This is a genomic window from Rhodococcus sp. 2H158 (assembly GCF_053764755.1).
Genome location: NZ_JBSNCE010000029.1, coordinates 37,536 through 56,247, shown reverse-complemented (window position 1 = coordinate 56,247; position 18,712 = coordinate 37,536). Strand labels below are relative to the sequence as shown.

General features: G+C 70.3%; 17 protein-coding genes and 1 riboswitch. Of the genes, 12 read left to right on the top strand and 5 right to left on the bottom strand.

Annotated features, from left to right (window positions below; translation table 11 throughout):
* The first annotated feature begins 9 nt into the window (after positions 1 to 9).
* Positions 10 to 951 (top strand): SMP-30/gluconolactonase/LRE family protein, encoded by a 942-nt coding sequence (locus tag ACWPOB_RS23720; protein ID WP_455402319.1) that lies wholly within the window; start codon positions 10 to 12, stop codon positions 949 to 951.
* A gap of 262 nt (positions 952 to 1,213) precedes the next feature.
* Here ACWPOB_RS23720 and ACWPOB_RS23715 read toward each other — a convergent pair whose 3' ends face one another.
* Complete coding sequence (locus tag ACWPOB_RS23715) at positions 1,214 to 1,999, bottom strand: vWA domain-containing protein (protein WP_455402318.1); 786 nt, start codon at positions 1,997 to 1,999, stop codon at positions 1,214 to 1,216.
* A 207-nt stretch (positions 2,000 to 2,206) separates the two neighbouring features.
* Positions 2,207 to 3,145: an AAA family ATPase gene (locus ACWPOB_RS23710; RefSeq protein ID WP_100056741.1), complete on the bottom strand. Its 939-nt coding sequence runs from the start codon at positions 3,143 to 3,145 to the stop codon at positions 2,207 to 2,209.
* A 131-nt stretch (positions 3,146 to 3,276) separates the two neighbouring features.
* On the opposite strand from ACWPOB_RS23710, the gene ACWPOB_RS23705 reads away from it, so the two are divergent.
* The 11 genes from ACWPOB_RS23705 (at position 3,277) to gcvP (ending at position 13,048) form a co-directional block, all read left to right on the top strand.
* Positions 3,277 to 3,894: an NUDIX hydrolase gene (locus ACWPOB_RS23705; protein ID WP_100056738.1), complete on the top strand. Its 618-nt coding sequence runs from the start codon at positions 3,277 to 3,279 to the stop codon at positions 3,892 to 3,894.
* 76 nt (positions 3,895 to 3,970) lie between these two features.
* A complete protein-coding gene (locus ACWPOB_RS23700) occupies positions 3,971 to 4,588 on the top strand; it encodes a CDP-alcohol phosphatidyltransferase family protein (RefSeq protein ID WP_100056737.1) in 618 nt (205 codons plus the stop codon).
* Positions 4,585 to 5,451 carry a DUF881 domain-containing protein gene (locus ACWPOB_RS23695; RefSeq protein WP_100056736.1) on the top strand — a complete coding sequence of 289 codons (867 nt, stop codon included), beginning with the start codon at positions 4,585 to 4,587 and terminating at the stop codon, positions 5,449 to 5,451. Before ACWPOB_RS23700 ends, ACWPOB_RS23695 begins: the two co-directional genes overlap by 4 nt.
* Before the next feature lie 5 nt (positions 5,452 to 5,456).
* Positions 5,457 to 5,813 carry a small basic family protein gene (locus ACWPOB_RS23690; RefSeq protein ID WP_029543853.1) on the top strand — a complete coding sequence of 119 codons (357 nt, stop codon included), beginning with the start codon at positions 5,457 to 5,459 and terminating at the stop codon, positions 5,811 to 5,813.
* A 4-nt stretch (positions 5,814 to 5,817) separates the two neighbouring features.
* On the top strand, positions 5,818 to 6,558 hold the full coding sequence (locus tag ACWPOB_RS23685; RefSeq protein ID WP_455402317.1) for a DUF881 domain-containing protein: 741 nt from the start codon (positions 5,818 to 5,820) through the stop codon (positions 6,556 to 6,558).
* 43 nt (positions 6,559 to 6,601) lie between these two features.
* Positions 6,602 to 7,006 carry a glycine cleavage system protein GcvH gene (gcvH, locus tag ACWPOB_RS23680; protein ID WP_006936771.1) on the top strand — a complete coding sequence of 135 codons (405 nt, stop codon included), beginning with the start codon at positions 6,602 to 6,604 and terminating at the stop codon, positions 7,004 to 7,006.
* Positions 7,007 to 7,180: 174 nt separating this feature from the next.
* The gene (gene garA, locus ACWPOB_RS23675; RefSeq protein ID WP_006936772.1) at positions 7,181 to 7,648 is read left to right on the top strand and encodes a glycogen accumulation regulator GarA; all 468 of its coding nucleotides are present in this window, start codon (positions 7,181 to 7,183) and stop codon (positions 7,646 to 7,648) included.
* Positions 7,648 to 8,385: a transcriptional regulator FtsR gene (gene ftsR, locus ACWPOB_RS23670; protein WP_029543847.1), complete on the top strand. Its 738-nt coding sequence runs from the start codon at positions 7,648 to 7,650 to the stop codon at positions 8,383 to 8,385. The genes garA and ftsR overlap by 1 nt, the downstream gene beginning before the upstream one ends.
* 113 nt (positions 8,386 to 8,498) lie before the next feature.
* Positions 8,499 to 8,972 carry a bifunctional nuclease family protein gene (locus tag ACWPOB_RS23665; RefSeq protein ID WP_100056739.1) on the top strand — a complete coding sequence of 158 codons (474 nt, stop codon included), beginning with the start codon at positions 8,499 to 8,501 and terminating at the stop codon, positions 8,970 to 8,972.
* Between the two features lie 259 nt (positions 8,973 to 9,231).
* On the top strand, positions 9,232 to 9,858 hold the full coding sequence (locus ACWPOB_RS23660; protein WP_455402316.1) for a MerR family transcriptional regulator: 627 nt from the start codon (positions 9,232 to 9,234) through the stop codon (positions 9,856 to 9,858).
* A 73-nt stretch (positions 9,859 to 9,931) separates the two neighbouring features.
* Positions 9,932 to 10,026, top strand: a riboswitch (glycine riboswitch).
* 169 nt (positions 10,027 to 10,195) lie between these two features.
* On the top strand, positions 10,196 to 13,048 hold the full coding sequence (gene gcvP / locus ACWPOB_RS23655) for an aminomethyl-transferring glycine dehydrogenase (protein WP_455402315.1): 2,853 nt from the start codon (positions 10,196 to 10,198) through the stop codon (positions 13,046 to 13,048).
* Positions 13,049 to 13,205: 157 nt separating this feature from the next.
* On the opposite strand, the gene ACWPOB_RS23650 is transcribed toward gcvP, so the two are convergent.
* From ACWPOB_RS23650 to ACWPOB_RS23640, 3 genes are all read right to left on the bottom strand, one after another.
* Positions 13,206 to 14,360, bottom strand: coding sequence for a metallophosphoesterase (locus ACWPOB_RS23650; RefSeq protein WP_100056733.1), 1,155 nt, complete (start codon positions 14,358 to 14,360; stop codon positions 13,206 to 13,208).
* 4 nt (positions 14,361 to 14,364) lie between these two features.
* Positions 14,365 to 16,119, bottom strand: coding sequence for a hypothetical protein (locus tag ACWPOB_RS23645; protein WP_455402314.1), 1,755 nt, complete (start codon positions 16,117 to 16,119; stop codon positions 14,365 to 14,367).
* 109 nt (positions 16,120 to 16,228) lie between these two features.
* The gene (locus ACWPOB_RS23640; RefSeq protein ID WP_455402313.1) at positions 16,229 to 18,421 is read right to left on the bottom strand and encodes a malate synthase G; all 2,193 of its coding nucleotides are present in this window, start codon (positions 18,419 to 18,421) and stop codon (positions 16,229 to 16,231) included.
* Positions 18,422 to 18,712 lie beyond the last annotated feature (291 nt).

The window sequence follows — 18,712 nt, the reverse complement described above, 5'->3', positions numbered from 1 at the left end:
CGCCGCCACGTGCGCGCCGGCGACGACCCGTTTCCCGCCTTCACTCGCATCCCGCTGAACGGCCGCGGCCCCGAGGACGTGGTCGTCGACACGGACGGAAGGGTGCTGTGCGGTGTCGAGGATGGTCGTATCCTGCGAGTCGACCCCGGGACGGGCACCGAAGACACCGTCGCGGAGACGGACGGAAGGCCCCTCGGCCTCGAAGTGCTACCGGACGGCGATCTCCTCGTCTGCGACGCGCACCGTGGTCTCCTGCAGGTAGACGTCCGCCACGGAGCCGTCCGGACCCTGGTCGACGGCGTCGACGGTCGACCTCTGACGTTCTGTTCCAACGCCACCGCCGCCCGGGACGGCACCGTCTGGTTCACCCAGTCCAGCACCCGCCACGGTCTGGACCACTACGTGGGCGCCCTGCTCGAGCACCGCGGCAGCGGCCGACTGCTGCGCCGCGACCCGGACGGATCGGTCCATGTCGTACTCGACCGGCTCCACTTCCCGAACGGCATCACTCTCACGGAGGACGAATCCTCTGTCCTGTTCGCCGAAACCGGCGGTTACTGCCTGACCGGACTGCCGGTCCGTGCCCCCCACACCCCGCGTCCGCTGACGACGAACCTTCCGGGAATGCCGGACAACGTCTCCCGGGCGTGCGGCGGCCGGCTGTGGGTGGCGATGGTTGCGCCCCGCAATGGTGTCCTCGACCGGCTCGGAGGCAGCCCACCCGTGGTACGCCGGGCGTTGTGGCGACTGCCGGTGGCGCGACTGGCTTGTCCCGCTCGCACGACCTGGGTGCTGGGGGTGGGGGAGGACGGCCGGGTGCTTCACGACTGCGGGTGCCGGGATGTGCCCTTCGGCCAGGTGGCGGGCGTCGCCGAGCATGTCGGGCGGTTGTACCTGGGAAGCCTGAGCGACTCGGCGATCCTGTGCTTGGACGTGGACCGGGCGGCGTGAGCGAGCCACGACGGCACGCTTCTCCCGCCCGTGCCGAACGGTACGCCCTCGGACACGAGAGGGGGAAGGGAGCGGGCACCCTGCGGCACCACCAGGTCTGAATTCGAAGCAAACGGAACATTGGAATTCCAAGAAGAAGGCGGGCTGGCGCACCCAAGTCCGGCTTCCATAATCCGACCAATACGGAACAAAGAAATTTTCCAAACTCCACCGCAACTCCACGCACCCCACCGAAAGAACCGCCCTGGAGACAGCCACACAGTCAGGCGCCGAACGCGCGGGAGATGGCCGCAGCGACGTCGCGGTGGCCCCGGATCGGCAGGGCAAGCCCACGGCCGGCATGAGCGAGGTCGCGGGCGGTGAGCAGATCGTGTTCGCCGGAGATGTCGGCGAGCACGTCGAGCCGGGGGAGCCGGGAGGCGGCGGTCCGCGGATCGGGCCCAGCATTGTGCACACAATCGGACAGCAACAGCACCCGTCCTTCGTCGGCGGGTACGTCCCGGAGCTGACGCGCCGCCACCTCGAGCGCGAAGCCGACGTTCGTCAAACCCTTGCTCGGGATCCGGAGCAGCAGGTCCACGAGCCGCGCCGGGGAGACCGGCTCTCCGAGAGCGCTGAGCACGGCGGCTTCGGACCAGAACGCCACCACCGCCAGATCGTCGTGGCCGAGCTCGCCGGCCACGGCACCCACCGCGGCCGCGGCGGTGCGGATGCGTTCGCCGCGCATCGACCCGGAGATGTCGACGACCAGCACCACCTTCCGGCGGTCGCGGATCCGGTCCCGCATCACCAGATCGGTCGATCGCGCGAACGGGTCCTCGGCGAGTACTTCGACGGTGCGGTCGAGATCGAGTTCCTCGGCGCCGTCCTGATACGGCAGGGTTCGCAGTCTGCCGACGCCCCGCCGCGGCAGGCGACGGTGCCGCGGGCGCGGCACGGACAGCCGCGCAGCGATCTCGCGGGCCCGGCGTCGGACCTCGGCGTCGGCGACAGGGCCCGACGCATCGAGATCGGCCAGTGTCAGCACCTCGGCCGGCTCGTCGGTCATCCCGGTACCCGCACCGGGACCCGCTCCGGGGCTGCGCCCCTGACGATGCGGACCGCCGACCATCGCCGAACCCTGGCCGTTACCTCGGTTCTCGTACAGCGTCGGGGCCGTCGACAGCGGCTTCGGCTTGCGCCGGAACGGCCTTCCCCGACCGGTGGAGTGGCGCTGGGCGCGCCGGTGCCCGGGGCCGTCCGCGGGGACGGCTCTTCAACCGGGGGCCGCGGCGCTGGGGCGAAGGAGGAAGTGGTCCTGCCAGATCTCCCGCAGCACCGCCTCGGGTGTGGTTTCGGCGACCTCGTCCACCGCGATCCGCCCGGACAGAGCCACCAGCAGGGCGTCGAGCACAGCGCCGGTGTAGTCCGGCGGCAGATCGCGCGGCGGGTCGGCCGAGTCCGGCAGCTCGCCGCGCACGTCCCGCATGTCGATCAGCTGCATCGCGACCAGCGTCAAGTCGATAGCGCCGCGGACGCTGGACCCGCCGCGCAGGTCGGGGTGCCCGCGCGTGGCGCGGGTGAGGGCTACCGCGTCGGCGACGAGCCGTGCCGACCCGCACCCGGTGCGCCGGACGACGATCTCGCGTTCGGCCTGTGGGTCCTGATAGTCCACCGACAGCCGGCAGAACCGGTCGTGCACGCTCATCGACAACCGGACGGTGCCGATGTTGTCGAACGGGTTCATCGAGGCCACCACGCGGAACGCCGGATCGGCCTCGACCGTGCCCACCCGCGGCACCGTGATCCGCCGCTCCGCCATCGCGGTCAGCAGGCTGTTCAGTGTGTCCTCGGGCGAGCGGTTGAACTCCTCGAGGTAGAGCACCCCGCCGGCTCGCATCGCCGCCACCAGCGGGCCGGGCACGAAGTTGTCCTCGTGGTAGCCCTCCGACAGCACCCGCGCCGGATCGTGATAGCCGACCAGGCGCGCCGGCGTGAGATCGGCGTTCCCCTCGACGAACATCAGCGGACTGCCGAGCTCGGCGGTGACGGCCCCGAGCAGGGTGGACTTGCTGGTGCCCGGTGGCCCCTCGAGCAGCACGTCGCGCCCCGCGCCGATGGCGGCGAGCAGGAGGTCGGTTTCCCGGGCCCGGCCTACCACCCGGTCCGCGACTCCCTGTCGGACCTCGGCCATCGGTCGGGTGGTGCGCTGCATGCTCACGTCCTCGTGTACCCCTGGGATCCGTTCGTTTCCTCGGACAACTATGCACCGGGTGGACCCACGGGGCGGACCGATTCGGCGATCCATGCGCAGAATCGCAGTCCCCACCCCCTAATGTCGACGCAATGACCGTCCGGAACCCCTTGGACCCGACCGAGATCGGGTCGGCGCTCGCCGCGTTCGAACCCCGCTCCCTGCCGCTGGAAGGCCGGCGCCACGCGGCGGTGGTCGTCGCCGTACTCGACGACGGGCACGGCAACCCTGTCGTGCCGCTCACCCGCCGCCCGACCCGCCTGCGAGCTCACCCCGGCCAGTTCGCCCTGCCGGGCGGACGTCTCGACGACGGGGAGGCACCCGAGGTGGCCGCGCTGCGCGAGCTGCACGAGGAACTCGGCCTGCGCACCGATCCCGGCGGCATTCTCGGCCGCCTCGACGACTACATCACCCGCTCGGGTTACGTCATCTCCCCGTACGTCGTCTGGGCGGATGCCGGGATCGACGATCTCGTGCCCAACCCCGACGAGGTGGCCGCACTCTATGCCGTCACCGCATCCGAGCTCGACAGCGAACCCCGGTTCGTCGCCATACCGGAATCGGACAAGCCGGTGATCCAGTGGCCGTTCCGGGGACATCTCGTCCACGCCCCCACCGCGGCGGTGGTGTACCAGTTCCGCGAAGTCGTGCTCCACCGCCGCAGCACCCGCATCGACGACCTGGAACAGCCCGTGTTCGCGTGGAGGTGACGAGTCGGCCGGCCGGCGGCGACGAGGCGTGTGCAAGGCTGTCGGAACCGACCCCACCCGAACGACAGGACGGACGATGAACGACGCGACGACGGCCGGTGCGCCGGCTCGATCCGACCGCATCGTCACCGTCCCCAACGTGCTGAGCGTCGTCCGCCTGGTCGGCATCCCGATCTTCCTCTATCTGGTCCTCGTCCGGCACGCCGACGGATGGGCGCTTGCGGTCCTCATGCTCAGCGGGATCACCGACTGGGCCGACGGCAAGCTCGCGCGGCTGCTCGACCAGGCCTCGCGACTCGGCGCGGTGCTGGATCCGCTCGTCGACCGCCTCTACGTCGTCACCACCCTCCTCGCCCTGGTGGCCCGCGGCATCGTGCCGTGGTGGATCGCCGCGGTTCTGATCGGCCGGGAGCTGGTCCTCGCTCCGACCCTGGCCGTCTACCGTCGCCGCGGCCTGCCGCCCCCGGAGGTGCTGTACCTGGGTAAGGGCGCCACCTTCCTGCTGATGTTCGCGTTGCCGCTCCTGCTGGCCGCGGAAGCGCTTCCCGCCGCGGCCGGCGTCCTCGCGCCCGCGGGGTGGGCCGCCCTCCTCTGGGGGACTGCCCTCTACGTGTGGACGGGAGTGCTCTACCTGTCGCAGGCGGTGCGGACGGCCCGTGCGGTACCCATCTCGGGAGGGCCTGCCACCGAATGAGCCGCAACTGGGAGCAGATCCGCCGCAACCCCGTGCCGTCGCTGCTCAAGGCGCTTCTCGAGGACCACCTCGACCCCGGCTACACGGCCGCGGCGCACGACCGCGCCGTCGGCCACGCCCGGCCCACCCGGGTCGGCATCGGGCTCTGGCTGGTCCTCGGTGGCCTGCTCGCCGGACTCGTCCTCGGAGTGGCCTACGCCCAGAACATCGAGCGGGAATCCGGTACGGATCAGGCACGCAACGAGATCCTCGCCACCGTCCGCACCGCCGAGGACCGCAACGACGTCCTCGCGGCCACCCGCGACGACCTGGCCACCCAGGTGGAACAGCGCCGCATCGAGGTGCTCGCCGACGACGAACAGGGTGCGGCGGTGCTCGACCGGCTCGCCCGAGCCGAGGAGGCCGCCGCCGCGGCTCCCGTGCGCGGCCCCGGGATCACGGTCACCCTCGCCGATCCGACCTCGCGCCCCGACCTGACGGACTCCGCGGAGAAGGACCGCGCCCGCAGCACCTCGGTGATCCTCGACCGCGACCTGCAGTCGGTCGTCAACGCCCTCTGGGCGAGCGGGGCCGAGGCCGTCGCGATCAACGGGGTACGGGTCGGTCCCGGTGTCACGGTCCGGCAGGCCGGGGGAGCGATGCTCGTGGACAACCAGCCGGTCTTCTCGCCCTACACCGTCGCCGCCGTCGGGTCCCCGGCCGATCTGCAGACCGGCTTCGTCGTCAGCGACGCCTACCTGCGTATGTCGGGGGTGCAACAGCTGTACGGGGTAGGTTTCACCATCACGGAGGCGACGGACCTCGCGTTGCCGGGCGCCTCGGTACGCGACGTCGCATCGGCACGGGAAACGGGAGAGCGGTGAAGACTGTGGCGACCAAGCGCGGATACGCCCTCTATGCGGTGCTGGCCCTCGGCGTGGGCATCGCCGTGGGTGTGATCTTCAGCCCCCAGGTTCCCGACGTGGTCCAGCCCTACCTGCCCATCGCGGTGGTCGCCGCGCTCGACGCGGTCTTCGGGGGACTACGCGCCTATCTGGACGAGATCTTCGACGCCAAGGTGTTCGTCGTCTCCTTCACCTTCAACGTGCTCGTCGCCGCACTGATCGTCTGGCTCGGCGACCAGCTCGGCGTGGGCACCCAGCTGTCCACCGCGGTCGTCGTGGTCCTCGGTATCCGGATCTTCGGCAATGCATCCGCGCTGCGACGCAGACTGTTCGGGGCGTAGCCGGATGCACGAGGGCAAGCACGAATGGCACGAACCGGCCGAGAGCGGGTCGGCGCGCCGATCGCGGATCGTCTTCTCCGCACTGGCGGCGCTGCTCATGGTGGTGCTGGGCGTGGGAATCGCCACACAGGTCAGGAACACCGGTTCGGGCGACGCGCTCGACTCCGCCCGGCCGGCCGACCTGCTGGTGGTGCTCGACAACCTCAACCGGCGCGAAGCGGAGCTGCGGCAGGAGATCACCACACTGGAGCAGACGCTGGCCAGCCTGGAACGGAACGGCTCCGAAGCCGCGCTCGCGGAGGCGCAGCAGCGCCTGTCGGCCCTGGAGATCCAGGTGGGCACCGCCCCGGCGGCCGGCCCGGGAGTGATCTTGACCATTGCCGACCCGCGGCGCGGCGTGGGGCCGGAAGTCCTCCTCGACACGATCCAGGAGCTGCGCGCCGCGGGGGCGGAGGCCGTCCAGGTCTCCGGAACCGGCGGCGCCGCCGTCCGTATCGGCGTGGACTCCTGGGTGGGCGGAACCGCCGGTGCGCTGGTCGTCGACGATCGATCGATCGCAGCGCCCTACACCGTCGCCGCGATCGGGGACGCGCCCACGCTGGCGGCGGCTCTGAACATCCCCGGCGGCGTGGTCGACACGGTGGCGCGCGCGGGCGGGTCGGTACAGATCGAACAGTCGCCGCAGGTCGAGGTGCCCGCCTTGCGGGAGATCGAGCCGCGACAATACTCTCAGCCCGGTAATTGAACCCGGCGTTCCACGCGAATGTCGCTGCCCGAAAGGACCTGTCGTGAGTGAGTTCCGAACACCCGCCGATCTGCGTTACACGGCGGAGCACGAGTGGGTTCGCCGAACCGGTGACGCGACTGCGCGCGTCGGCATCACGGACTACGCCCAGTCGCAGCTCGGCGACGTCGTCTTCGTGCAGTTGCCGGAGACCGGAGCGGAGATCACCGCGGGCGACTCGTTCGGCGAGGTGGAGTCGACCAAGAGCGTTTCCGACGTGTTCGCGCCGCTCACGGCGAAAGTCGTTGGGGTGAACCCGGATCTGGATGCCAATCCCGAGCTCGTCAACAGCGATCCGTACGAGGCCGGCTGGCTGGTGGACCTCGAGGTCGGCAGCAAGGACGAGCTCGACGCCGCTCTGGCGAGCACGCTCGACGCGGACGGGTACCGCGCGATCACGCAGAACTGACGCCGCGTCCGGCCGGGACCGCGTCTGCCTGCACGAAGGACGTTGTGCAGGGTACGGTCAACGGTAGGCGTGTGCCGGGTCGGGGCGCGGGTCCGTACCGGAAGTGATCGTGGCTGAACGAAACTGCGGCCCAGGGGGAGCGATCCCGAAGGGTCGAACGGATAAGGAGATACGGTGAGCGAGAACGGCAACGCGGGCTACGAGGAAACCCCTGCGGAAACCACTTCGGTGTTTCGTGCCGACTTCCTGAACGAACTCGATACCACCGGCGCGGGCACGGGGACGACCGAGGCCCCCGTCTCGGGGGTCGAGGGGCTTCCCACAGGATCGGCGCTGCTCGTCGTCAAGCGCGGCCCGAACGCCGGGTCGCGTTTCCTGCTCGATCAGCCGACGACGTCGGCCGGGCGTCACCCGGACAGCGACATCTTCCTCGACGACGTGACGGTGAGCCGCCGGCACGCCGAGTTCCGTCAGGACGAGGGCGAGTTCCAGGTCGTCGATGTGGGAAGCCTGAACGGCACCTACGTCAACCGCGAGCCGGTGGACTCGGCGGTCCTCGCGAACGGCGACGAGGTGCAGATCGGAAAGTTCCGGCTGGTGTTCCTCACCGGCCCGCGGGGTTCGCAGGGCACGGGTAGCTGATGACCGCTGCCCGCCAGCCGTCACCGGGGGGAATGTCGATCGGGTCCGTGCTCGATCGGCTCCGTCCCGAGTTTCCGGACGTGACGATCTCGAAGATCCGCTTCCTCGAATCCGAGGGACTGATCAGTCCGGAACGCACCCCGTCGGGTTATCGACGTTTCTCGATCGCGGACTGCGAGCGCCTGCGGTACGTGCTGACCGCGCAGCGGGACCAGTACCTGCCGCTGAAGGTGATCAAGGAACAGCTCGAGGCGATCGACCGCGGTGTCGCGACGGTGGGCTCGGTGGAGAGCCGCCCGAAGCGGCCCCGGCCCCTGGCGGTGGCGCCGGGCGAGGTGTCGCCGGAGGATCTGCGCACGGACCGGGAGGTGCGGGTCGGCCGGGAGGACCTGTGCCGGCAGGCGGGCATCGAATCGTCCTTTCTCACGGAGCTGATCCGCGCCGGGCTCATCGTGCCCGGCGCGGCCGGCTTCTTCGACGAGGATGCGGTGCTGCTGGCTCGCACCGCCAAGGCCATGTCCGAGTTCGGCCTCGAGGTCCGGCACCTGCGTGCCTTCAAGCTCGCGGCCGACCGGGAGGCGGGCCTGGTGGCGCAGATCGCCGGTCCGGTCGCGAAGGGCCGGGACGTCGGGGCGCGCGCCCGAGCCGAGGAAATGGTGCGGGAATTGGCGGCGTTGTCGTTGACGATGCACACGTGCCTCGTCAAGGCGGCCGTTCGGGGCGCTCTCGATCGGTGAGTGTGGCAGCCGTGGCGTCGACTCTGACGACGGCGGCTCGTTGGCACTAGAATTCAGGGGGATATCGGCGGACGGTTCGCCACCGACGCACAGCAGGGATGGGAGGCGGCTCGATGAGCGAGATGCGAGTAGTGGGGATTCGGGTCGAGCAACCGCAGAATCAGCCTGTCCTTCTGCTGCGCGAGGTCGACGGTGATCGGTATCTGCCGATCTGGATCGGCCAGATGGAGGCCACAGCGATAGCGCTGGAACAGCAGGGTGTCGAGCCGATCCGGCCTCTGACGCACGACTTGATCAAGAATCTGGTCGATGCGTTCGGCCGCACCCTCCAGGAGGTCCGGATCGTGGATCTCAAAGAGGGGACGTTCTACGCCGATCTCGTCTTCGACGGCGGTCTGCGCGTGTCGTCCCGTCCTTCCGATGCGGTCGCTGTAGCCTTGCGCATCGGCGCGCCGGTCTTCGTGGAGGAGCCGGTGCTGGTGGAAGCGGGCCTCGTCATGCCGGATGAGCGGGAGGACGAGGTCGAGAAGTTCAAGGAGTTTCTCGAATCCGTGTCCCCCGACGACTTCAAGGCGACGGACGGCTGATCGTCGAACGTCGCCGAGGTTCTGTCGCGACTCCCGGTCACGGTGGCCGGGGCGCGTTCTGCGACGAGTGGTACAGGACCGGAAGATCGTCGTCCGGTCGGCGTGTTGCTGCCCAACTTTTCGCACGGGGCGTACGCTGAGTGAATCGCTACGGATCGACTCGGTGGGTCAAGCGGGCGCTCGACGATCGGATGGGGTGGGGGATCCGCCCGTCGTTCGTTCCGGGTCACGCCTGTGCACGCGAGAGGGAGTCACAACAGTGGGAGATCGGCCGCAGGGACAGCAGCTCAGCTTCGACGCCGTCGACCGCGAAGCCCCGTCACGGGCATCTCTCGACGCCGACGAGATGCAGCCGGGCCTGTTCCCGGACGATTCGGTGCCTGACGAGCTCGTCGGCTACCGCGTGCCGATCGCCTGCCAGATCGCCGGCATCACCTACCGTCAGCTCGACTACTGGGCGCGCACGAATCTGGTCGTTCCGTCCATCCGGGGCGCGGCGGGTTCGGGCAGCCAACGGCTCTACTCGTTCAAGGACATCCTGGTCCTGAAGATCGTCAAGCGTCTGCTGGACACGGGCATCTCCCTGCAGAACATCAGGGTAGCGGTCGACCACCTCCGGGAACGCGGAGTGCGGGACCTGGCGAAGATCACCCTGTTCTCCGACGGCACCACCGTGTACGAGTGCACCTCACCGGAAGAGGTGGTCGATTTACTGCAGGGCGGACAGGGCGTGTTCGGGATCGCGGTGAGCGGCGCGATGCGGGAGTTGACGGGCAGTATCGCCGACTTCCCGGCCGAGCGGGCGGACGGCGGCGACGTCGAGCAGCGTCCCGAGGACGAACTGGCCTCCCGTCGTCGCGAACGCGTCAATCGGCGGATCGGCTAGACGCTCGTCACACGAAACACCTGCAGCCTCGGTGCTGCCCGGGCGCCCCCGTGCCCTAGAATCGGTGGTACGTCGCCGCCGTGCGGGAGAGTTCCGGACCTGTTCCGGACGCCGAAGGAGCAGCACCTCCCCGTCAATCTCTCAGGCATCGAGGACCGTACGGGCATCGACGTCTCTGGAAAGCGGTGGGAGCACCCACCCGCCCACGGGGAAAGGGCCGGCTCGCTCCGGTACCGAATCTCTCAGGCGCTCGCCCCGGCGAGCTCGCGACAGAGGGGGAGGACACGCACCGTGCGACCCCTGCGCGGATGCGGACCTCCGACCTCAGGGAGTCGCGATGACCGACGCCGCCACGTACACCTTCGCCGACCGCCACGTCGGCCCCGACGCGGCGGGACTGCGCCGCATTCTCGACGTCATCGGCGTCGAATCCCTCGACGAGCTGGCCGTCAAGGCGGTGCCCGCCGGCATCCTCGACGCCCGGACCGACGGAGTCGCGGACGGACTCGAGTCGCTCGACCCGCCGATGTCGGAACACGAGGTACTGACGGCGCTGCAGGAACTCGCGGGCCGGAACACCGTCGCGACATCGATGATCGGCCAGGGGTACTACGGCACGCTGACCCCGCCGGTGCTGCTGCGCAACATCATCGAGAATCCCGCCTGGTACACCGCATACACCCCGTACCAGCCGGAGATCAGCCAAGGACGACTCGAAGCGCTCCTCAACTTCCAGACCATGGTCTCGGACCTGACCGGCATGGAGGTCGCCAACTCGTCGATGCTGGACGAGGCGACCGCCGCCGCGGAGGCGATGACGCTGCTCAAGCGCGCCAACCGCAAGTCCAGGAGTGCGCGGGTCGTCGTGGACACCGACCTGTTCGCCCAGACCGCCGCGGTCCTCGCGACCCGGGCAGAACCGTTGGGAATCGAGATCGTCACCGCGAACCTCGTCGACGACGGCCTGCCCGAGGGGGAGTTCTTCGGCGTCGTCCTGCAGATCCCGGGTGCCTCCGGCCGGCTGTTCGACGCGGCCCCCCTCGTCGAGGCGGCGCACGAGCGTGGGGCCCTCGTCGCGGTGGGCGCGGACCTGCTGGCGCTCACTCTGCTCACCCCGCCCGGGGAACAGGGCGCGGACGCGTGCTTCGGCACCACCCAGCGCTTCGGCGTGCCGATGGGGTTCGGCGGGCCGCACGCCGGCTATCTCGCCGTGCACGCCGCCCATGCCCGCAACCTGCCGGGCCGGCTCGTCGGTGTGTCGGTCGACGCCGACGGCGCACCGGCCTACCGGCTGGCGCTGCAGACGCGTGAGCAGCACATCCGGCGCGAGAAGGCGACCAGCAACATCTGCACCGCACAGGTTCTCCTCGCGGTGCTCGCCGCCATGTACGCGTCGTACCACGGAGCCGAGGGCCTGGCGGCGATCGCGACCCGCGTGGCCGGCCAGGCCGCCCGTCTCGCGGCGTCGCTGAAGGCCGCCGGTATCGACGTGGTGCACGACAGCTTCTTCGACACCGTGCTGACCCGCGTTCCCGGTCGCGCCGACGCGGTCGTCGCGGCGGCGCTCGAGGCCGGCATCAACGTTCGTCGCGTCGACGGGGACCACGTCGGGATCTCGTGCGACGAAGCGACCCGGGACGTCGACGTGGCCGCGGTCCTCGCCGCGTTTGGGGCCGAGGACACCGCGGCCGGAGCCACACCCGCCCTGCCGCGGCAGCTCGCGCGCACGACCGCGTACCTGCAGCACGAGGCGTTCACCCGGTACCGCACCGAGACCGCGATGATGCGGTACCTGCGCCGCCTGTCGGACATGGACCTTGCGCTCGACCGCACCATGATCCCGCTGGGTTCGTGCACGATGAAGCTCAATGCCGCCACCGAGATGGAGGCGATCACCTGGCCCGAGTTCTCGGCGCTGCATCCTTTCGCCCCCGCAGATCAGACCGCGGGCATCCGCCGGCTCATCGGCGACCTGGAAGGGTGGCTGGCCGCGGTGACCGGGTACGACGCGGTGAGCCTGCAGCCGAACGCCGGTAGCCAGGGCGAGTACGCCGGGCTGCTCGCCATCCGCCACTACCATCTGAGCCGGGGCGACGAGCATCGGGACACCTGCCTGATCCCGTCGAGTGCACACGGCACCAACGCCGCCTCCGCGGTCATGGCCGGCATGCGCGTCGAGGTCGTGGCGTGCCGGTCCAACGGTGACGTCGACCTCGCCGATCTGCGTGCGAAGATCGCCGATCACGCCGAACGTCTCGCCGCGATCATGATCACGTACCCGTCGACCCACGGCGTCTACGAACACGAGATCGCCGACATCTGCGGTGCCGTGCACGACGCCGGCGGGCAGGTGTACATCGACGGCGCCAACCTGAACGCCCTCGTCGGTCTGGCGCGTCCCGGCAAGTTCGGAGGCGACGTGAGTCATCTGAACCTGCACAAGACCTTCTGCATCCCGCACGGCGGTGGCGGCCCCGGCGTGGGGCCGATCGGTGTGCGCGCGCACCTGGTGCCGTTCCTGCCCGGACACCCGGCCGAACCAGGCCTCGGGGGCGGTGGGCCGGTGTCGGCGGCGCCGTTCGGATCGGCCTCCATCCTCCCGATCACGTGGGCGTACATCAAGCTGATGGGGGCCCAGGGCCTGCGGCGGGCGTCGCTGACGGCGATCGCGTCGGCGAACTACATCGCGCGCCGGCTCGACGAGTACTTTCCCGTCCTGTACACGGGCGAGAACGGCATGGTGGCGCACGAGTGCATCCTCGATCTGCGCCCCCTGACGAAGGATTCGGGGGTCACGGTCGACGACGTGGCCAAGCGCCTGGCGGACTACGGCTTCCACGCGCCGACCATGAGCTTCCCCGTCGCGGGCACCCTGATGGTCGAACCCACCGAGAGCGAGGACCTCTCCGAACTCGACGCGTTCATCGACGCGATGATCGCCATCCGCGGCGAGATCGATCGCGTCGGGGCAGGGGAGTGGCCGGTGGACGACAACCCGCTGCGCGGCGCACCGCACACCGCCCAGTGCCTGGTCGGGGAGTGGACCCACCCCTACAGCCGTGAGATCGCGGTGTATCCGCTGGGGCAGAGCCGCGCGAAGGTGTGGCCCGCGGTGCGACGCATCGACGGGGCGTACGGGGATCGGAACCTCGTGTGCTCGTGCCCGCCGTTGGAGGCCTACAGCAGCTGAGCGAGTTTTCGGGGGCTGGGGCTGTCGGTAGCCCGGCCCCCGAAAAAACCACAGAGAATATTCCGAGCTCGACGGAACAGTATAAATAACCGAATCACACTCGACCCCACCTCAACCACAAAGCAAACGTCCAAAACAACAGCCACAGACCAGAAGGTCAGCCCGGGGCGGCGTTCAGTTCCAGGATTGTCACTTCCGGAGGAGTGGCGATGCGTACCGGTGGACCCCAGGCGCCGGTACCGCGGGAGGTGTACACGAGGGTGTCGCCGAACCGGTCGAGGCCCGTCACCGTCGGCTGTTGCAGGGGCACGACATATCCGAGCGGCCACATCTGTCCGCCGTGCGTGTGCCCGGACAATTGCAGGTCGACACCGTGGTCGCGGGCCTCGAACACCTGCCGGGGCTGATGGGCGGCCAGGAGGACGAAGCGCTCGGGATCGCGGCCCTGCAACGCCGCGGTCAGATCCGCTTCGTTCGGGGCCGGCGCCGAATAGTCGTGAATGCCGGCGAGATCGATGGCATCGCCGCCGCGCTCCAGGACGACTCGTTCGTTGCGGAGGGTGCGTACGCCGAGGGTTTCCCAGAAATCGAGCCAGGACATCGCGTCGTCGGCGTAGTACTCGTGGTTGCCGCTGACTCCGTAGACCCCGAGGGGAGCCCGCAGGTCGGCGAGGGGAGCGAGATCCTGCCCGACGAGCGCGATCGTGCCGTCGGTGAGGTCCCCGCCGAGAACGATCAGGTCCGGCTGCTGCGCGTTGACGAGGTCCACCGCGCGCCGGGTGAATTCGCGGCCGCGGGACGGGCCGACGTGCAGGTCGGTGACGAGGGCGACGCGCAGCCCGTCGAATCCGGCCGGGAGTCGGCGCAATGGGATCCGGGTGTGCACGACCCGGGGCCGAGCGGCCTCGACCGTGCCGTAGCCGACCGCGGCGACCGCGGCGACGGTCAGCACGCCCGTCGCGACCTGCAGGGCGCGTCGCCTGGAGGGATCCGGGGGGTGGGCGTCGCCGCGCCGGAAACGGCGTACCGCTCGCGTCGCGAGGCACACGATCCCGATCAGGAGCGTGCCGAGGACCAGGTACAGCACGACGCCGAGCCAGGTCCAGCCGAGGAATCCGAACGGGCGGGCCCAGCGCGGGTCGAGCGACGTACCGCTCTGCGCACCGATCAGAGCGACGACGAGGAGGACGCCGAGCGCGGTGTTCGCGGCGATCGCCGAGCGGCCGCGCAGGCCGGGGGCTCTGACGAGACGGCGGTGGAGCCAGAAGGTGACGAGGGCGAGGAACGTCCCCGCGACGAGAAGGCGGATCACGGTGTCAGGACATCAGCTTTCGGATGGCGGCGGCGAGATCGGGTCCGTCGGTCGTGGCGACGGGGACGAGCGCACCGCCGGTGCGGTCGGCGAGGGTCTGCAGGGTGTTGCGGTCGGTGCCGTCGCCGAGCGCCACGACGTCGATCCGGACGGGCCGGTCGGGGTCGCCGGCGGCGGCGACGAGGTCGAGGATGCGTTGGCGGGAGGTGTCGTCGTCGTTGGCGCTGTCGGTGATCAGGAGGACGGAGTTGGGCCTGCCGGGGGTGTGGTTGCGGACGGCGTCGACGTAGGCGGCGGCCAGGGACCGGTAGACGGCGGAGCCGTCGGTGGTGTCGGCACCGGTCAGGGCGGCGGTCAGCGCGGTGCGCTGGTCCGCGGTGAGGGTGCCGCGCGCCACCGCGGTGCGGTACGGGGTGGTGCCGTCGAGGTCGCGGGCGAAGACCCACATGGCGAGTGTCGAGGCATCCGGCGAGCGGGCGACGTGCTGGTCCAGGGCGGTGGCGATGTGGGCGAGACGGGTGTCGTCGCCCTCGACGGCTCCCATGGACGTGGACGTGTCGAGAAGGATCGTGGTGGCGCGGGGTGCGACGGGTGCGCGCCGGTGGTCGAGGAGGATGTCCGCCACGGCCGGGGCGGCGCGGTTCAGGGTCTGTTCGATGCGTGGGAAGGGAACCGCGTCGGTGCGGGGGACGGGCTGGCCGTCGACCCGGAAGCCGGCGTCGGCGAGGGCGCGGGCCGCGTCGGGTTCGCGGAGGTGGCCGGCGAGTTCGGCGGCGGCGCGGGAGAGGGTCTCGTCGACCCACGGGGCGTCGACCACGGCGGCGGGGAAGTCGGCGGTGGGGGTGGGGCCCACGGGAACGAATTCGACGAGGCCGGCGGTGCCGCCGGTGACGATCGCCGTGTGCAGTTGTTGCTCTGTGATCGGTACGGCGTGCACCGCTCCGTCGGCGCCGGGTCCATCGGCGAGGGTGGCCAGGGCTGCGGCGGTGGTCGGTCCGGCGCCGTCTCCGAGGGCGTCGGCGCCGAGCGCGAGTGCACCGACGGCGGAGGTGGCTGCGGGGGAGGCGGCCTGTTCGGCGGTCAGGGGACCGGTTCCGGCGTCGGTGGCTGCGGCGGCGACGGCCTCGAGGGCGGGAGTGGTGGCGTCGGCGTCGGTGCCGGTGGGCAGGGCCAGGCGGAGGCCGGCCCAGCCGTCGAGGCCCAGGCCGGCGAGGATGCTGCCGTCGGACTGCAGGGAGGGCAGCTGGCGCCATCCGGTGCCGGCGGTGCTGAGGGCGCGCTCGAGCTCGGCCGGGACGGCCAGCACGACCGGGGAGGTGGCGAGGGAGCGGGTCTGTCCGTCGAGGGCCTGCGCCGCGCGCGCCGTGGCGTCGCTGCTGAAGGGGACCCAGAGTGCGGGTGGGGGGCCGAGGATGGGGTCCCAGCGGGGGTCGGCGGTGAGGGCGGTCGTGGCCGGGGTGGTGGCGACGGGGGTGACGCGCACGTCGATGCAGTGGTCGCGGACGACGGGGCGGGTGTCGGTGACCCAGCGGGCGGCGAGGGTGGTCAGTGTGGGGGCGACGGCGGGATCGGCAGCGACGTCGAGGAGCGCGTCGCCTTCGACGCAGGTCTGCGCGGCTTCGGTGGCCTGCTCCTCGATGCGTTCGCGCAGGCGAAACCAGCCGACGGTGGCGAGGACGAGTGCGAGTGCTACGGCGACGGCAATGATCGGGCCCTTGCTGACGCCTCTGGCGCGGCCCGTGCCGCGATGTCGACCCACGTGTTTCCTGCCTGTCGTCGTGCCTGCCCCGCCGTTCCCGGAGTCTAGTGATCGGCCGGTGAGACGCCACGGCCCCCGATCCGGTGGATCGGGGGCCGTGGGTCGTGGCTCAGGCTCGGCAGCCGTGGGCGGCCTTGAACTCGAGGCGGCGGCGGTGCAGGATCGGCTCGGTGTAGCCGCTGGGCTGCGTGGTGCCTTCGAGGATCAGTTCCTTGGCGGCCTGGAAGGCGATGCTGCCGTCGAAGTCGGGGGCCATCGGCAGGTAGGTGGAGTCGCCCGCGTTCTGCCGGTCGACGACGGGGGCCATGCGCTGCAGGGCGGCGACGACGTCGTCGGCGGTCACGATGCCGTGGTGGATCCAGTTGGCGAGCAGCTGGCTGGAGATGCGCAGGGTGGCGCGGTCCTCCATGAGCGCGACGTCGTGGATGTCGGGCACCTTGGAGCAGCCGACGCCCTGGGAGATCCAGCGCACGACGTAGCCGAGGATCGACTGGCAGTTGTTGTCGAGCTCCTCGCGCTTCTGCTCGTCGGTCCAGTCGGTGCTGGGGGCGAGGGGGATGGTGAGGATGTCGTCGACGGTGGCGCGGCGCTTGCCCTTCAGTTCGTCCTGCACGGCGAACACGTCGACCTGGTGGTAGTGGGTGGCGTGCAGGGTGGCGCCGGTGGGCGAGGGGACCCAGGCGGTGTTGGCGCCGGCCTTGGGCTGGCCGATCTTCTGTTCGAGCATGTCGGCCATGAGGTCGGTCATGGCCCACATGCCCTTGCCGATCTGGGCTTTGCCCTGCAGGCCGGTGGCCAGGCCGGTGTCGACGTTCCAGTCCTCGTAGGCGAGGATCCACTTCTGCTTCTTCATCTCGGCCTTGCGCACCATGGCGCCGGCTTCCATGGCGGTGTGGATCTCGTCGCCGGTGCGGTCGAGGAATCCGGTGTTGATGAACACGACGCGCTCGCTGGCCTCCTTGATGCAGGCCTTCAGGTTGACGGTGGTGCGGCGTTCCTCGTCCATGATGCCGACCTTGAGGGTGTTGGCCGGCAGGCCCAGCACCTCTTCGACCCGGCCGAAGAGTTCGGTGGTGAAGGCGACTTCCTCGGGGCCGTGCTGCTTGGGCTTGACGATGTAGATCGAGCCGGTGCGGCTGTTGGCGAGCGGCCCGGTGTCCTCGCCGACGGACAGGCCGTGCACGGCGGCGAGGCTGGTGATCAGCGCGTCGAGGATGCCCTCGGGGACCTCGTTGCCCTCGGAGTCGAGCACGGCGGGGTTGGTCATGAGGTGGCCGACGTTGCGGACGAACAGCAGGGACCGGCCGTGCAGGGTGAGGTCGGAGCCGTCGGGGGCGACGTAGACGCGGTCGGCGTTGAGGGCGCGGGTGAAGGACTTGCCGCCCTTGGAGATCTCCTCGGCGAGGTCGCCGCGGTTGAGGCCGAGCCAGTTGCGGTAGCCGATGACCTTGTCGTCGGCGTCGACGGCGGCGACGGAGTCCTCGAAGTCCATGATGGTGGTGATGGCCGATTCGAGGACGACGTCCTTGACACCGGCGGCATCGGTCTTGCCGATCGGGGATTCGGGGTCGATCTGGATCTCCACGTGCAGACCGTGGTTGCGCAGCAGCACGGACGTCGGGGCGTCCTTCTCGCCGAGGTAGCCGACGAACTTCTCGGGCTGGGCGAGTGTGGTGACGGTGCCGTCGCCGAGTTCGACCTTCAGCTCCTCCCCGTCGACGAAGTACCGGGTGGAGTCGGTGTGCGATCCGGTGGCGAGGGCGGCGGCGGTGTCGAGGAAGTTGCGGGCCCAGGCGATGACCTTGTCGCCGCGGACCTTGTTGTAGCCGGTGCCCTTCTCGGCGCCGCCTTCTTCGGAGATGGCGTCGGTGCCGTAGAGGGCGTCGTACAGCGAGCCCCAGCGGGCGTTGGAGGCGTTGAGGGCGAAGCGGGCGTTGAGGACAGGCACCACGAGCTGCGGCCCGGCGGTGGTGGCGATCTCGGCGTCGACACCGCCGGTGGTGACCTGGAAGTCGGCGGGTTCGGGGACGAGGTAGCCGATGTCCTGGAGGAACGCCTTGTAGGCAGCGGCGTCGTGCGGCCGGCCCTTGCGGTCGCGGTGCCAGGTGTCGATCTGCGCCTGGAGGTCGTCGCGCACGGCGAGCAGGGCGCGGTTGCGGGGGGCGAGGTCGTGGATCACCTTGTCGGCGCCGGCCCAGAACTCGGCCGCGTCCACCCCGGTGCCGGGGATCGCCTCGTCGACGACGAAGTCGTAGAGCACCTTGGCGACCTGGAGTCCACCGACTTGCACGCGTTCAGTCATTACCTGCCTCACTCTTTCCGGGACCTGTGCGCTCGCGTCGGCGGTGCCGACGGGCAGCACGACGAACAGCACTCACGTTACCCGCCGGTAGTTTCGGGCAGGTCGGTTCGACCCGCCGCCGGGGCGGTACATCGATTCAGCAGCTCCTCTCCAGGGCCGCGGCGCGATGGTGAGCGCCGACCGCTCGCGGGCGTACTGTGCGCGCCCGGAAGCGGTCTCGATCGTGATCGGCGAGTAGCCGTAATCGCTCAGATCATACGGGGTGGCCCGCGAACCCGGCCCGCCCGGGCG

Coding starts and splice junctions, on each gene's coding strand:
- ACWPOB_RS23695 (WP_100056736.1), top strand. CDS start 4,585: ATGAGCCGCAACTGGGAGCAGATCCGCCGCAACCCCGTGCCGTCGCTG.
- ACWPOB_RS23705 (WP_100056738.1), top strand. CDS start 3,277: ATGACCGTCCGGAACCCCTTGGACCCGACCGAGATCGGGTCGGCGCTC.
- gcvP (WP_455402315.1), top strand. CDS start 10,196: ATGACCGACGCCGCCACGTACACCTTCGCCGACCGCCACGTCGGCCCC.
- ACWPOB_RS23665 (WP_100056739.1), top strand. CDS start 8,499: ATGAGCGAGATGCGAGTAGTGGGGATTCGGGTCGAGCAACCGCAGAAT.
- ACWPOB_RS23710 (WP_100056741.1), bottom strand. CDS start 3,145: ATGCAGCGCACCACCCGACCGATGGCCGAGGTCCGACAGGGAGTCGCG.
- ACWPOB_RS23685 (WP_455402317.1), top strand. CDS start 5,818: ATGCACGAGGGCAAGCACGAATGGCACGAACCGGCCGAGAGCGGGTCG.
- ACWPOB_RS23715 (WP_455402318.1), bottom strand. CDS start 1,999: ATGACCGACGAGCCGGCCGAGGTGCTGACACTGGCCGATCTCGATGCG.
- ACWPOB_RS23700 (WP_100056737.1), top strand. CDS start 3,971: ATGAACGACGCGACGACGGCCGGTGCGCCGGCTCGATCCGACCGCATC.
- ftsR (WP_029543847.1), top strand. CDS start 7,648: ATGACCGCTGCCCGCCAGCCGTCACCGGGGGGAATGTCGATCGGGTCC.
- ACWPOB_RS23640 (WP_455402313.1), bottom strand. CDS start 18,421: ATGACTGAACGCGTGCAAGTCGGTGGACTCCAGGTCGCCAAGGTGCTC.